Source organism: Pseudomonas saponiphila (assembly GCF_900105185.1).
GTDB classification, from domain to species: domain Bacteria; phylum Pseudomonadota; class Gammaproteobacteria; order Pseudomonadales; family Pseudomonadaceae; genus Aquipseudomonas; species Aquipseudomonas saponiphila.
This window is the reverse complement of the sequence record NZ_FNTJ01000002.1, coordinates 1,302,344-1,316,470: the sequence shown is the minus strand read 5'-3', so window position 1 is coordinate 1,316,470 and position 14,127 is coordinate 1,302,344. Positions and strand designations below refer to the sequence as shown.

Sequence of the window (14,127 nt, the reverse complement as noted above, 5' to 3'; positions counted from 1 at the left end):
CAACCCTCTTATTGTTCTATGAGGGGGTGCACGCGCACCCCCTGCTCCAGCCGGGCCAGTTGGGCCCTGTCGCGGATGCCGAAACCGATCTGGGTCACGGCCATGGCGGCAATCGCCGTGGCGGTGCGCAGGGTCTGTTCGAACGGCTGGGCGCCGAGCAGGCCATGGAGCATGCCCGCCAGCAGCGAGTCGCCGGCGCCCACGGTGCTGACCACGCTGACCTTGGGCGGCAGGGCCTGCAGGGGCGGTGCGGCGCTGAACCAGTTGACGCCCTCGGCGCCGTGGGAGATCACCACGTGCTCGACGCCTTGGGCCAGCAGAAGACGCGCCGCCTCGGCCTGCACCGCCACGCCAAGCACCGGGCTGCCGAGGACGTCCGCCAGTTCCTCGGTGTTGGGCTTGATCAGCCAGGGCCCCGCCGCCAGACCGGCGCGCAAGGCGGCGCCACTGGTGTCGAGGGCGACCTTCAGGCCCAGGCTTTTCAGGCGCAGCAACAGCGCCTGGAACCATTCGGGGCTGATCCCTCGCGGCAGGCTACCGGCCACTACCACCGCCTCATGCCCCGGAGCGATCTGTTCCAGACGCTCAAGCAGGGCCTGTTGCGCCGCCTCGCTGACTTCGGGCCCAAGGCCATTGATATCGGTGATGCGCCCGTCGTCTTCGGCCAGCTTGATGTTGCTGCGGGTGTCGCCGGGCACACGAATAAAGGCGTCGACAAAGCCGCGCTGGGCGAACAACGCGTCAAACGCCTGTGGATTGTTTTCCCCGAGAAAGCCACTGACGGTCAGTTGATGGCCGAGGTCGGCCAACACCTGGGCCACGTTCAGGCCCTTGCCCGCTGCGTGGCTGTGCAGGGCATTGCTGCGGTTGACTTCCCCGACCTCCAGGCGGGCCAGCTGCACCGTCAGGTCCAGTGCCGGGTTGAGGGTCAGGGTGAGAATCTTTGCCATTACATGGCCTCCACAAGGGCACGCACTTCGTGAGCGCTGCCGACGGCCAAAGCCTGTTGAGCAAGGGTTTGCGCCTGGGTCAGGCTGAGCTCGCGAATCCGCGCCTTGACCTCGGCGATGCTGCGGCCGGAGACGCTCAGTTCATCCACCCCCAGGCCTACCAGCACCGGCACCGCCAGCGGGTCGGCCGCCAGCTCGCCGCAGACCCCGACCCATTTGCCGTGGGCATGGGCGGCGCGCACGGTGATGTCGATCAGTTGCAGCACCGCCGGGTGCAGGCCGTCGGCCTGGGCCGACAAGGTCGGATGGCCACGGTCGATGGCCAGGGTGTATTGGGTCAGGTCGTTGGTGCCGACGCTGAAGAAGTCCACTTCCTTGGCCAGCACCGGCGCCAGCAAGGCGGCGGACGGCACTTCGATCATGATCCCCAGTTGCAGGTCGGCCACCGGGATTTCCCGGCGCAGGCGTTCGGTCATGTCCCGGGCTTGGCGCCATTCTTCGACGCTGCCGACCATGGGGAACATGATCCGCAGCGGGCGGTTGTCCGCCGAGCGCAGCAGGGCGCGCAGCTGCGCCTCCATGATGAGCGGCCGTTGCAGGGTCAGGCGGATGCCGCGCACGCCGAGGAAGGGGTTTTCTTCCTTGGCGATCGGCCAGTAAGGCAGTGGTTTGTCGCCGCCCACATCCAGGGTGCGCACCACCAGCGGCCGTCCGGCGAGACCGTCGAGCACGCGGCGGTATTCGGCTTCCTGGGTGGCTTCGTCCGGGGCCTGGGGATGGGCCATGAAGATCAGTTCGGTGCGCAGCAGGCCAATGCCTTCGGCGCCGTGTTCCACGGCGGCGGCGACACCGGCGCTTTCACCGATGTTGGCGAACACCTCGACGGCGTGACCGTCCGTAGTATGGGCCTGTTGATGGCGTTGCTCGGCGGCAGCCTTGAGCCGTTGCTCGCGAGTGTCACGCTCTTCGGCGGCCCGCTGCAGGGTGTGGCTATCGGCGTCGACATGCAGGCGGCCGCGCTGGCCGTCCAGCAGCAGGGGCGTGCCGGACTTGATCAGCAGCACGCTGGCGCCCGCGCCCACCAGGGCCGGAATCCCCAGGGCCCGGGCGACGATGGCGCTGTGGGCGGTGGCGCCGCCGCGGGCGGTGAGAATGCCGGCGACCCGGGTCGGATCCAGGCGCGCGACGTCAGAGGGGCCGACTTCGTCCATCACCAGGATGTAGGGCTGGTCCGGCTCGGCCGGGGTTTCGATGCCGCACAGTTGCGCCAGCACCCGGCGGCCAATGTCCCGCAGGTCGGCGGCGCGTTCGGCGAGCAAGGCATCCTGCAGCGCTTCCTGTTGCTTGGCGGCGCTTTCGATCACGGTCATCCACGCCGCTTCAGCGCTTTCGCCCTGCTTGAGGCGGGTGTCCACTTCGTCGGTGAGCTCGGGGTCGTCGAGCATTTCCTGGTGGGTGATGAAGATTTCGCGAATGGCCTTGGCCTGGCTGCGCTGGACCAGTCCGTCGATGTCCTGGCGCACGTCGGCCAGGGCCTGCTGCAGGCGCTGGCGCTCGCGGGCGGTGGACTCGCCCCGCAGCGGGTAGTCGATGGCTTGCTGGACCTGGATGTGGGCCGGGCCGATGGCGATGCCGGGGGCGGCGGCAATGGCCTGGATCAGGCTGCCGGAAGCCGGGGCGCTGATCGGCACCACGACGTCCTGCGGCTCTTCCCGGGGGGCGCTGACCGCCGGCAATGGCTCGACGGCTTCGCCCAGGCCTTGCTCGATGGCCGCCAGCAATGCGGGCAAGGCATCGGCGGCAATGCTCGGTTCGGCGATCAGTTCCAGCACCTGACCGCGCCGCGCGCCGAGGCTCAGCAGCTTGCTCAGGCTTTTCACCGACACGGCGGCGTCTTTGCCATCGGCGATGCGGATGCGGATTTCGCCTTCGAAGTTCTTCGCCAACTGCGCCAGCTCCTTGGCCGGGCGGGCATGCAGGCCGTGAGCGTTGGCCAGGGCGATACGGGCGCTGGGCCAGTCCGCCGGCAACTCACCGCCGAGCACTTCCAGCACCGCGCGGCTGCTGGTGGCGCGGCCCAATTCCTGGCCACGGCCTTCGATCAGCAGCGCGCACAGGCGCTCCAGCAGGGCCTGGTGGGCTTCCCCCAGGCTGGCCAGGCAAAACAGGCCGCTCAGAGGCTGGCCCAGGTAGCGGATGGGTTTGTCCGGGGTGACGAACGCCAGCCCTGGGCGCAACACGGTCTGCTCGCTGTGCAACCACCAAAGACCGTCGCCCAGGGGCAGCGCATCCACCTGTTGCAGCACCGCGGCAAAGCCGTTGCTCACGCATTCGGCCTGGCGCAGCAGGCGGGCACCGCGCCAGACCAGTTCTTCGAAATCTTCCGCCGCCACTCCAAGGCCGATCATCTGCGCGTCCAGCGCCAGCTCCTGGGGCGCCCCCTGCAACAGCTTGAGCAGGGCCTCCGGGGAACTGGCGCGACGCAGGGCCTGGCCCAGGTCGGTTTCCCCCAGGGCGCGGGTCAACAGTTGCAGGAGTCGCAAATGCTCATCGGATTTGGCCGCAATGCCGATGGCCAGGTAGACGATCTGCCCGTCGCCCCAATCCACGCCGTCGGGAAACTGCAGCAGGCGCACGCCGGTGGCAAACACCTGGTCGCGGGTTTCCGGAGTGCCGTGGGGAATGGCGATGCCTTGGCCGAGAAAGGTCGAGCCCTGGGCTTCGCGGGCCTTGAGGCCAGCCAGGTAGCCCTCGGCCACCAGGCCGTCAGCCACCAGTTTATCGGCCAGCAAATGCAGCGCCGCGGACTTATCCACAGCCGTTTGGCCCATGGATATCTGCTCAACAGTGAGCTCGAGCATGGCTTCTCCTATTTAGCGCGGCAGGTGGCGGCGCTAGGTATTGTTTTAAGTAAGCAGCGTAGGCGTCTTTATGGCCACAAACGGGACTTGTTACCTGGCAGAGGTGTTTTTTCGTTTGTGATCTAGCCTAGAAAATACGCCTGCTGAAACGTTTAATCTAGCAAGTTTGCTAAGTTACTCGATAATCTCGTCGCCTTGAAGTCCTTCCGCTCGATGGCCGGTTCCGACGTTGGTCGCCTGCCCAGATCAGGTAGGATTGGCGAAAATGTCGGGGCAAGCACCAAAAACAAGGAAATCCCGGGTTGAAACTCAGTGATATCGCTCGCCTGGCCGGTGTGTCCGTCACCACCGCCAGTTACGTCATCAACGGCAAGGCCGAACAACAACGCATCAGCAACGCCACCGTGGAACGGGTGCGCGCGGTGGTGGAAGAACACGGCTTCACCCCCAATCCCCAGGCTGCCGGCCTGCGCAGCCGGCACACCCGGACCTTGGGGTTCATTCTTCCGGACCTGGAAAACCCCAGCTACGCGCGCATTGCCAAGCTGCTGGAACAAGGCGCCCGGGCCCGGGGTTATCAATTGCTGATCGCCAGCTCCGACGACGCGCCAGACAGCGAGCGGCAGTTGCTCCAGCTGTTTCGCGCGCGGCGTTGCGATGCGCTGTTCGTCGCCAGTTGCCTGCCACCGGAAGACGACAGCTACCAGCAGTTGCAGGCCCAGGGCCTGCCGATTATCGCCATCGACCGGGTGATGCCGCCCGAGCTGTTCTGCTCGGTGATCAGCGACGACCTGCAGGCCAGCCTGCAGTTGACCCAAAGCCTGCTTGAGCCCGAGCCCAAACAGATCGTGCTGATTGGCGCTCGACCGGAGCTGAGCATCAGCCAGGAGCGCGCCGCCGGTTTTCGCCAGGCGCTGGAGGGCTTCGGCGGCGCGGTGCTGATCGAGCACGGCGAAGCCTTCAGCCGCGATTGCGGTCGCCAACTGATGGAAGAACTGCTGCAGCGCCTGGGTCATTTGCCGGACGCCCTGGTGACCACTTCCTATGTGCTGTTGCAGGGGGTGTTCGATGCCCTGCATGACTTCCCGCTCAAGTCCCGACCGCTACGCCTGGGCACCTTCGGCGATACCCAGTTGCTCGATTTCCTGCCGCTGCCAGTCAACGCCATGGCCCAGCAGCATCAACTGATTGCCGAAAAAGCCCTGCATCTGGCCCTGGCAGCGATTGAAGAGGGGCATTACCAACCCGGCGTCCAGGCCATCGCCCGGACCTTCAAACGGCGCATCCAACAGGGCTGAAGCGTGGAACTGATCGACAGCCACACCCATCTGGATTTTCCGGATTTCGACGACGACCGTGAGGCGCTGCTGGCCGACAGCCGCGTCCGGGGCGTCTCGCGCATGGTGGTGCTGGGGGTCTATCAGGCCAATTGGCAGCGGCTCTGGGACCTGGTGCAAAGCGATTCGCAGTTGTACGCGGCCTTTGGCCTGCACCCGGTGTACCTGGAGGATCACCAGCCGCAGCATCTCCAGCAATTGCAAGACTGGCTGGCGCGGCTGGCGGGGCATCCGCAGCTATGCGCAGTGGGCGAGATCGGCCTGGATTATTTTCTTGAACAACTGGACCGCGAGCGCCAGCAATCGCTGTTCGAGACCCAGTTGCAGCTGGCGGCGGACTTTCACTTGCCCGCCCTGCTGCACGTGCGTCGTAGTCACGCCGCGGTGATCGCCACCCTGAAGCGCTTCAAGCTCAAGCGCGGCGGCATCATCCACGCCTTTGCCGGCAGCCGCGAGGAAGCCCGGGAATACCTCAAGCTGGGTTTCAAGCTGGGCCTGGGCGGCGCAGCCACCTGGCCCCAGGCCCTGCGCTTGCGCAAGGTGATCGCCGAGTTGCCCCTGGAGTCCGTGGTGCTGGAAACCGACTCGCCGGACATGGCCCCGGCCATGTTTCCCGGCCAGCGCAACAGCCCGCAGCATTTACCCGCCATTTGCGCCGCCCTGGCGCAGATCATCGGCATTGCTCCCGAGCAACTGGCCAGCGCCAGTACCCGCAATGCCTGTGAAGTGTTCGGCTGGCCTTCAGCCGGCCTGTAGCTGCAAGGGCCGGCGCAATCGCCGCCGAGCAATGCCCATCACCAGCAGGTAGCCCAGCAGCATCAGCGCCGAAAGGCTCAATTGCTGGGCCAGACTGACCAGTCCCAGCCACTCCAGCACCAGGGTCACCAACAGCAGCGTGGCGCACAGCACGAGCATCAGCGCCCGCAACCCGGCCAGGCCGCCGAAGCGTTTGAGGCGCTTGATCTGCGCGGGGCAACTGAGCTTCAGGGGTTTGTGGCAATGGTTGCAGTTGAACGGCTCCTGCAATGCCATGGCGTTGAGTTGCCAGGGCTCAAGATCGAGCAGGGCCTGGCAATGGGCGCAGCGGCCGCGGATTCCAGAAGTTGCAGTCATCAGCACATTCCTCAGGGCCATGGGAGGGTCATGGCCGACGGGCGAGTCGCCCGACGTGGGACGCTCAAAAAAACCGACGCGCAGGAAAACAGCAAATCCGCCCAAGACAAAGACTTTAATTACTACAGTTTGTATGCAGGACGGCGGAGCACCCTTGCACAAGGCGCCCCGCCGACGTTCGTCACCGGCCGCCTCTAGACCCGGAAGGCGCCGATCAGTTGCTTGAGCTGCATCACTTGGGCCGAGAGCTGACGGCTGGCGTCCTCGGTCTGGTGCGCGCCCTCGGCGGTACGTTCGCCAGCGCGGTTGATCTCGACGATGTTCTGGTCGATGTCGTGGGCCACCGACGTCTGCTGCTCAACGGCGGCGGCAATCTGCTGGTTCTGGTCGACGATCATGCCCACCGCGCCGAGGATGTTTTCCAGGGCCTGCTGGACCTTTTCCGACTGATCGACCGTTCCGTTAGCCATGGCGTGGCTGCTGCCCATGGCCTTGACCGCCGCGCCGACACCGCCGTGCAGCTTGCCGATCATCTCCTCGATTTCCTCGGTGGACTGCTGGGTGCGCTTGGCCAGGGTCCGCACTTCATCGGCCACCACGGCAAAGCCCCGGCCCTGCTCGCCGGCACGCGCGGCCTCGATGGCCGCATTGAGCGCCAGCAGGTTGGTCTGCTCGGCAATGCTCTTGATCACTTCCAGCACCCGGCTGATGGACTGGCTGTCGCTGGCCAACTGGTTGATCACCCGCACCGACTGATCGATCTCGCTGGCCAGGCGAGCGATGCTGCCCTGCTGCGACTCCACCAGGCCACGGCCGCTGATGGTTTCGTCGTTGACGCTGTGGGCGCTGCTGACCGCCGCCGCCGCGCTGCGGGCCACTTCCTGGGAGGTGGCGGACATCTGGTTCATGGCCGTGGCCACTTGTTCGATCTGACTGCGCTGGCCGGCCACTGCCTGGTTGCTCTGGGCCGAGACGCTTTCCACTTGCCCGGCCTGACGTTCGACTTCGCTGACGGTATCGCCGACCCGTTCGATCAGGTCGTGGATCTTGCGCACCGTGCCATTGAACACACTGCCCAGCTCGCCCAGTTCATCACGACTGTGGGCAGTGAAGGTCACGGTCATGTCCCCCGCCGCCACCTTGTCCATCATCGCCCCCAGGCGCCGCAAGGTGGTGCGGGTCGAGGCGTAGAAGCCGCCGTACAGATAGACGATCGAGAGGAACACCAGGGCCAGGGCGGCCACCAGCAGCACCATGTGGCTGCGGTTCTGCGCCAGGCGCTTTTGCAGCTCGACATCGAGGAATTTCAGGGTGCCTTCGTTGAGTTGATAGGTCTGGGCCATCAGGCCGCTGATCTGGTCGTAGAAGCCCTGCCAGGGGGCATCCAGGGTATCGGCCATCACCACCTGTTCCTCGAACAGTTCACTGGCCTGCTTGAGGCTGCTCTTGCTGGCGCTGGCCAGGCTGTCCAGGGCGTCGTGGGCAGCACGGCTCGAACCCAGGGCGTCCTGCAGCTTGAGTCCGTACTCGGCCTGGAGCTTTTCGATCTGCACCAGCAGTTCGTCGAAGCGGGTGCTGGATGACGAGTTGAGAAAGCCCTGGCCCAGGGAATAGGCGCCCATGGCCCGGCCTTCCCCGAGGGTCTGGGTGACTTGCGGGGTGACGCTGGTGATCAGCTCGCTGAGCTGGCGGATGTCGCCCTGGCCATCGCGGCTCAGGCCCGACTGGCTGGCGATGATCTGGCTGAACAACTGCGCGCTGCCCAGGAGCTTGCCGATCAACCCGCTCTTGTTCAGCAGCGAGCTTTCCGTCTGCTGGGCCTTGAAGGCCGCCACCAGCTCATCGCGCTTGGCGTTGAACACCTCGACTTGCTGTGGATCGACGGTGACCGCCTGCAGGGCCTGCAGGCGCTCCAGCACGGACTTTTCCAGGGCCTGGATCTTGCTTTCCAGGTCCCCCGCCTTGCCCGATTGTCCGAGACTGGCGTTGATCTGCACCAGGTTGTTGAGCGTCTCCAGATCCCGGCGCAGGCTCAAACTGCTGCCCAGCAGGTCGAGGCTTTGCAGCTCGACCCGGGTGCCCTGGAACTCGCGGTAGGAATCGCGCACCAGGTAGAAGTTGGTCACCAGCATGGGCACAAAGAACAGCACGCTGATCAGGCTGAACTTCATGCCGAAGCTCAGGCGGTTCATCAGCGCGACAGCGGGATAGAGCAAGCTCTTCACAAAGAAGTCTCCCTTTTCTTTTATTTTTATTGGCAGGCAGGCGAAGGCAGCAGATAGCCACTATTCGGCGCTCCGTCTGTATAGCTCAATTTCGGGGGAGGTTTTGTAACTTAAAGTTAACCGCTGCGGATGAGGGAGCATGCTCCCTCATTCGTTCAGGCCAGGACGGTCCACAGGGCAAAACCGGCGTACCAGAGCACGGCGGCCCGTAGCAGCAGTTCCCAGATGCGGTCCAGGCTGTTGATGCCTTCGGGGCCGGTCAGGGGCGGCGGAATTTCGGCGGCCACCAGGCCGACCCGCTCCACCAGTTGCGCCGCGCTGATGTGCCAGTTGAGCAACTCGTGGAGCATCACCCGGCTCACGGCCACGAAGTTGCCCACCAGGGCGAAGCTCGCCGCCAGCAGGCGCACGGGCAACCAGTCGAAGGCATGGCGCAGTTGCGCCGCCCGTTCCACCAGAGGCGGATGCTTGCCGTGCTCGGCAGCCAGGGCCAGCAGGCGGTAGCTCAAGGCCGCCACCGGCCCCAGCAGGAAGTACCAGAAGATCACCACGAAGAAGCTCTGGAAGGCCTGCCACAGCAGATAGCCCTGCACCCGCTCCAGCAGTTGCTCGCCGCTGTCGGCGCCAATGTCCAGGTCACGCTTGGCGACATGCACTGCCGCTTGCAGGTCCTCGCGCCGCCAGGCGTCGCGAAACGGCCCGAGGCCCCCGAGCAGATCACCGCGCCCCAGGGCGTAGATCACCACCAGCAGATGCAGCGGCAACACCAGCAAGCCGTAGGCAAGCGGTTGCAGCACCAGCAACAGCAGACCGAGCAAGGCCACCGGCAGCAGCACCAGTATCAGCAACAGCCACCAGGGGTGCGCAGCCAGACGCGGGCTGGACTCCAGCTGCGCCAGCTTCTTCAGCCACCAGCCGTCACGCTGCACCCGCTGCCGCAAGGCCGAGAATTTCTCGACCCACACCGCCAGCAGCAACACCAGAAAACTCATTGTCCTTCCCCCTTTTCCAAGGCGGCACGATAGCGTGCCCAGTCGAAAGCCGGACCCGGGTCGGTCTTGCGCCCGGGCGCAATGTCGCTATGGCCACAGATCCGTTGTGTGGTGATGGCGCTGTATACAGCCTGTAATTGTTCGGTCAGGGCATTCAAGGAGCGGTACTGGGCCTCGGTGAACGGTAGCTCGTCGGTGCCTTCCAGTTCGATGCCGAGGGAAAAGTCGTTGCAGGTATCACGCCCCTCGAAGCTCGACACCCCCGCGTGCCAGGCCCGGTCCAGACAAGAGACAAACTGGGTGACCGCGCCGTCACGTTCGATCAGGAAATGCGCCGACACGCGCAGATCGGCAATCCCGGCAAAATAGGGGTGCTCTGTGACATCAAGGCGATTCTGGAAGAACTCCTGGACCTTGCCGGTGCCGAACTGCCCCGGCGGCAGGCTGATGTTATGAATCACCAGCAGGGAGATTTCCCCCGCGGGACGTTCATTGAAATTGACTGACGGGCAGTGCCGCACGCCGTGACACCAACCCGTGGCAGGGTCCAGCCGCATACCGATTCCTTCAACTAGAGCCTTGAGTGGCCCAGTATGCCGCGTTACCCCCTCAGGTTGCGATCACTTGCCGTGATTGAGTCGCTGCAGATTGCCAATCACCGATTCCAGGGCCCGGTCGAACAGCAGGGTGTCGTCCAGAGCCCGCACCGCGCCGCGCTGGAACTCCAGGGCCAGGCCCATGCGCGTGCGCTCCAGGACCTTCATCCCGGTGCGGTTGACGAACACGTACTTGGCCACAGGATGGGGGACAATCGCCGCCAGTTTGCAGCGCAAGGTGGTGTCCTCCTCTTCCTGGAACTCGACCCAGGCTCCCAGCCGCAATTGATCGACCAGCAGCACGCTGGGGTCATTGGCCGGCAGGGCCAGGGGTGCAGCCTCCAGCGGTCCTTCTTCGGCAGAAGGCAGGACAATCTCCTGGGCGACCACGATCATTTGCGCAGGCTCGGCCAGCGAAGCGCTGCCGCGCAGCGGTGGCGCCAGGGCTTGGCGCTCGAATGCCTGGAGGTGCAGGGCCTCCAGCTGGCTGAAGAATTCACTGGTGGCAAAGGGATCGAACGCCGCACCGCTCAAGCCGTCACGCAGGCCCTTGAGCAGCCCCGGCACCCGCTCCAGCAAGCGCGTGGCGGTGTCCGCTTGCTGCTGGGGCTGCACACTCCAGATCAAGTCATGCAGGGTGCGCTCGGCGGTCTGCCATTCGACCGAGCCCTCGCCGTGTCGGAGGCAATTGAGCAGCAACACCTGGCTCCAGGCATCGCGAACAAAATCCACCACCTTGTGCGGCAGTACCTTGCCCAGCAGCGCCTCATTAAGTGCCTGCTCGACCCGGCGCCGGGCCAGTTCCGCCTTGGCTCGCCCTTCCTCGGCGTCCCGGGTGCGCTGCTCCAGCAACTCGGCACGACGTCGTTCGTCGGCGGTAAAGGCGAGAAAGTCGGCCAGCAGTTCGGAGAAGATCGCCGGGTCGTCGCTGAACTCGCTCAGCAGGCGCTGCACCACTTGCTCGATGCGCAGGTACAGGCTGTCGCGCTGGTGGTCATCGCAACCGCCCCAGCCCATCGCCGCCGCGGCGATTTCATTGAGCAGGCGCCGGGCCGGGTGGCTGCCGCGACTGAAGAAGCTCTTGTCCAGCACCGCCACCTTGAGCATGGGAATCTGCAGGCGCCCGATCAGCGCCTTGAGGGAATCTGGCAGGTTGCGGTCATCGAGGATGCACTCGAAGAGCATGGCGATCAGGTTGATCACGTCCTCGTCAGCCACGTCCACCACCCGCGACTTGCCGCTCTTGACGCTGACCCGGGTGAGCAGTTGCTCCAGCTGGTTGCGCAGGTCGAAATCTTCCTGGGCGCTGGGCGGCGGCACGTATTGCTGCAAGTGCGAGAGCATGCGCATCAGGTCGCGGGTGGAAATCGGCTGCGTCTCGGCGCTGGCTTCCAGGGTCGGCGCCACGCTGCCACGCACCTGCAGCAACAAGGTCTGCAAGGCCGCGAAAACTTCCTGCACGCTCTCGTCAAGCTGGCATTGGCTGGGCTTGGTGCCTTCGCCGGCCTGTGCCTGGGCTTCGACCCGGGCTCGGTCCGAGGCTCGACGCGCCGGTGCCGGCATCAGTTCCGGCAGAATGCCGGTGGCGATCAACAACTGGTTGGCTTCGCCATAAAGCAGCTCGGCATCGCTGAGCACGTAACGCTCGAACAGCTTGAGGATGATCAGCTTGACCTTGATTTCCACCCCCAGGCTGCGTCCGGCCTGCAGGAAGTACTCGCAAAGCAGAGCCGGCCCCAGGGGATTCTCTGCATCCAGCAGGCGTCGGCCCAGCAGCACACTCAGGCGCGCCGTCAGTTGCCCGAGGGCGAAGCCGTCGCGGTTGAGGACCTTGGCCACCATGGCCTGCACCGCGACGTTCTTTTCCAGGTCATCCCGGGAGGGGTCAAGGGACGGGTCATATGCCACCGCGTGGGGAATGACCAGGGCCGGGTCGTATTGCACCAGGCTGGCGAAGGCTTCGAAAAACTTCTCCAGGAACGCGCGCTCGATGCTCTTGCGCTTCAGGCGCAGGTCGCGCATGGCTTCGAACAGGGTGTTCTGCTCGACATTGTTCTGGGCGCGGTCGGCCATTTCGAACAGGGTGTCGTCGGCGTTATCGAACAGCTCCTGCAAACCGTGACGCAGTTGCTGGGCGGCTTTGTCACGAACCTGAAGCAGAATCACCGGCAGGCGGGCAAGCGGCGAAGCGTTCGCCTGATCTGTAGCTACCTTGTGCAAAGGCACTACATTCCCGTCGTTGTGCATCCAAGCCTCCTGGAAAGGTGTTTCTTCGGTTCGAGATCAAGATTCAGTCAAGCCGACGGCGCTCACAGTCGGTTCTCAGCGGAGGCAGGTGCACTCCACAGCACTTCGTTTAAGAGGGAGCCAAAGATACGTCAAAGCTATGACGTCAATTACAAGTCATATTATCTTGTAAAACTCCCCTCCTGCGCCAGCAGACTCTGCCACCTCTCCGGAAATAACCTCGATCCCGCCAAGAAAGTTCACGTAATTCCATCAGACAAAACGACGAAAGAGCGGTTCACCAGAGCTTCACCGGCACTTGCCGCCTTGGGTTCGCTGATCCCATGCCCCTATAATCGGCGCACCTTGATTGTGGAGCCCGTTATGCCGAATCTACGCCTCGCCGACCTGACCGCCGAAATCGAAGCCAACGTGCGCCGCGCGTTGCTGGAAGACATCGGCAGCGGCGACATTACCGCGCAATTGATCCCGGCCGAACGTCTGGCCAAGGCCACCATCATTACCCGCGAAGCCGCGGTGATCGCCGGCACAACCTGGGTCGACGCGGTGTTCCGCCAACTGGATCCACGGGTCGCCGTGCACTGGCAAGTGGCTGACGGCGAGCGAGTGGCACCCAATCAGGCGTTGTTTCACCTCGAAGGACCGGCCCGGTCGCTGCTCACTGGCGAACGCAGCGCGCTGAACTTCCTGCAACTGCTGTCCGGCGTGGCCACCCGCGCCCGCTATCTGGCCGACTTTGTCGCCGATACCCAGGTCAAGCTGCTGGATACCCGCAAGACGCTGCCTGGCTTGCGCCTGGCGCAGAAGTACGCGGTCACCTGTGGCGGCTGCCATAACCACCGCATCGGCCTGTATGACGCCTTCCTGATCAAGGAAAACCATATCGCTGCCTGCGGGGGCATCGCCCAGGCGATCAGCGCCGCCCACAAGATCGCCCCGGGCAAGCCGGTGGAAGTGGAAGTGGAAAGCCTTGAGGAGTTGAAGGAAGCGCTGGCAGCCGGAGCCGACATCATCATGCTCGACGAACTGAGCCTGGACGATATGCGCGAGGCCGTGCGCCTGAATGCCGGCAAGGCCAAGCTGGAAGCCAGTGGCGGGATCAATGAAAGCACCCTGCGGCCGATTGCCGAAACCGGGGTGGACTACATTTCCATCGGCGCCATGACCAAGGACGTGAAGGCTGTGGACCTGTCCATGCGCCTGAGCCTGTGATGAATGAAAAACGCCAGCCTGGATCAGGCTGGCGTTGGGCTCAATCGTCGATTTCGTTGAGCTGCAGATAGTCCTCAAGGTCCATGCCCAGCGCTTCAGCAACCTCCTGATGCACCTCCAGGCGCATGGCCTTCAGTTCCTCCGGTGTCTCGGCCACCAGATCGAGCACCAGTTCCCACGGCTCGATGCCGCGAGACTCTGCCTCGTCCTCAAACGCCCATTGCGCTTGCTGCTTCTGTTCTTCGGGGCTCAGGGCACTGATTTCCTCTTGCAAGGAAGGCGTGGCAGCCAGGTACCGTTCAAGCGCTACGTCGATTCTTGCCTCTTTAGGAATCATCTCGTTCTCTCTGATCATGGGAATGGAAGATGGATCTGGATCGTTGGGATCTCTCTGCCGCAAAAAATCGTCGTAAACGGCGATTTATCTGGCCTTCAGAACCATTCGGGATCATCTGAAAACAGCATGCTGGTACTCAGACAGCAACCGAATATAGGACCTTTGAGCGACGATTTATATGACCTGATGCACCCACGAGAGAAAAACCGGCGGATTTGCGGGCCATCACCACATACAGCCTCGCCAGAAACCTCAGG

Annotated in this window: 10 protein-coding genes and 2 pseudogenes; 3 read left to right on the top strand and 9 right to left on the bottom strand. The window is 64.2% G+C overall.

The window, feature by feature from the left end:
• Nucleotides 1-8: 8 nt before the first annotated feature.
• Together pfkB and ptsP are read right to left on the bottom strand one after the other, a co-directional pair.
• Nucleotides 9-950 (bottom strand): 1-phosphofructokinase, encoded by a 942-nt coding sequence (gene pfkB, locus BLV47_RS27825; RefSeq protein WP_092319544.1) that lies wholly within the window; start codon nt 948-950, stop codon nt 9-11.
• Entirely contained in the window at nt 950-3,811 is a 2,862-nt protein-coding gene (ptsP, locus tag BLV47_RS27820) for a phosphoenolpyruvate--protein phosphotransferase (RefSeq protein WP_092319542.1), read from the bottom strand. Before ptsP ends, pfkB begins: the two co-directional genes overlap by 1 nt.
• A 302-nt stretch (nt 3,812-4,113) precedes the next feature.
• Here ptsP and cra point away from each other — a divergent pair, with 302 nt between their 5' ends.
• Both cra and BLV47_RS27810 read left to right on the top strand, forming a co-directional pair.
• Nucleotides 4,114-5,109: a catabolite repressor/activator gene (gene cra, locus BLV47_RS27815; protein ID WP_092319540.1), complete on the top strand. Its 996-nt coding sequence runs from the start codon at nt 4,114-4,116 to the stop codon at nt 5,107-5,109.
• Between the two features lie 3 nt (nt 5,110-5,112).
• Nucleotides 5,113-5,904, top strand: coding sequence for a TatD family hydrolase (locus BLV47_RS27810; protein WP_092319538.1), 792 nt, complete (start codon nt 5,113-5,115; stop codon nt 5,902-5,904).
• Here BLV47_RS27810 and BLV47_RS27805 read toward each other — a convergent pair.
• From BLV47_RS27805 to BLV47_RS27785, 6 genes and pseudogenes are all read right to left on the bottom strand, one after another.
• Nucleotides 5,890-6,261 (bottom strand): hypothetical protein, encoded by a 372-nt coding sequence (locus tag BLV47_RS27805; RefSeq protein ID WP_092320580.1) that lies wholly within the window; start codon nt 6,259-6,261, stop codon nt 5,890-5,892. The two genes, BLV47_RS27810 and BLV47_RS27805, sit on opposite strands and share 15 nt — an antisense overlap.
• Before the next feature lie 194 nt (nt 6,262-6,455).
• Nucleotides 6,456-6,971: pseudogene (locus BLV47_RS37210) on the bottom strand (methyl-accepting chemotaxis protein); the annotation flags it as partial.
• 342 nt (nt 6,972-7,313) lie between these two features.
• Nucleotides 7,314-7,517, bottom strand: a pseudogene (locus BLV47_RS37205) (HAMP domain-containing protein); the annotation flags it as partial.
• A 1,124-nt stretch (nt 7,518-8,641) separates the two neighbouring features.
• A complete protein-coding gene (gene ampE / locus BLV47_RS27795) occupies nt 8,642-9,478 on the bottom strand; it encodes a regulatory signaling modulator protein AmpE (protein ID WP_092319534.1) in 837 nt (278 codons plus the stop codon).
• The gene (gene ampD / locus BLV47_RS27790) at nt 9,475-10,035 is read right to left on the bottom strand and encodes a 1,6-anhydro-N-acetylmuramyl-L-alanine amidase AmpD (RefSeq protein ID WP_092319532.1); all 561 of its coding nucleotides are present in this window, start codon (nt 10,033-10,035) and stop codon (nt 9,475-9,477) included. The genes ampE and ampD overlap by 4 nt, the downstream gene beginning before the upstream one ends.
• Nucleotides 10,036-10,098: 63 nt before the next feature.
• Complete coding sequence (locus BLV47_RS27785) at nt 10,099-12,321, bottom strand: DUF1631 domain-containing protein (protein ID WP_092319530.1); 2,223 nt, start codon at nt 12,319-12,321, stop codon at nt 10,099-10,101.
• Between the two features lie 363 nt (nt 12,322-12,684).
• On the opposite strand from BLV47_RS27785, the gene nadC reads away from it, so the two are divergent.
• Nucleotides 12,685-13,533, top strand: coding sequence for a carboxylating nicotinate-nucleotide diphosphorylase (gene nadC, locus BLV47_RS27780; protein ID WP_092319528.1), 849 nt, complete (start codon nt 12,685-12,687; stop codon nt 13,531-13,533).
• Between the two features lie 40 nt (nt 13,534-13,573).
• Here nadC and BLV47_RS27775 read toward each other — a convergent pair whose 3' ends face one another.
• Nucleotides 13,574-13,888 (bottom strand): DUF6388 family protein, encoded by a 315-nt coding sequence (locus tag BLV47_RS27775; RefSeq protein ID WP_047301698.1) that lies wholly within the window; start codon nt 13,886-13,888, stop codon nt 13,574-13,576.
• Nucleotides 13,889-14,127 lie beyond the last annotated feature (239 nt).

What these genes read in the sequence shown, in the direction of transcription:
- pfkB (WP_092319544.1), bottom strand. Translation starts at nt 950, where the DNA reads ATGGCAAAGATTCTCACCCTGACCCTCAACCCGGCACTGGACCTGACG.
- ptsP (WP_092319542.1), bottom strand. Translation starts at nt 3,811, where the DNA reads ATGCTCGAGCTCACTGTTGAGCAGATATCCATGGGCCAAACGGCTGTG.
- BLV47_RS27805 (WP_092320580.1), bottom strand. Translation starts at nt 6,261, where the DNA reads ATGACTGCAACTTCTGGAATCCGCGGCCGCTGCGCCCATTGCCAGGCC.
- ampE (WP_092319534.1), bottom strand. Translation starts at nt 9,478, where the DNA reads ATGAGTTTTCTGGTGTTGCTGCTGGCGGTGTGGGTCGAGAAATTCTCG.
- ampD (WP_092319532.1), bottom strand. Translation starts at nt 10,035, where the DNA reads ATGCGGCTGGACCCTGCCACGGGTTGGTGTCACGGCGTGCGGCACTGC.
- BLV47_RS27785 (WP_092319530.1), bottom strand. Translation starts at nt 12,321, where the DNA reads ATGCACAACGACGGGAATGTAGTGCCTTTGCACAAGGTAGCTACAGAT.
- nadC (WP_092319528.1), top strand. Translation starts at nt 12,685, where the DNA reads ATGCCGAATCTACGCCTCGCCGACCTGACCGCCGAAATCGAAGCCAAC.
- BLV47_RS27775 (WP_047301698.1), bottom strand. Translation starts at nt 13,888, where the DNA reads ATGATCAGAGAGAACGAGATGATTCCTAAAGAGGCAAGAATCGACGTA.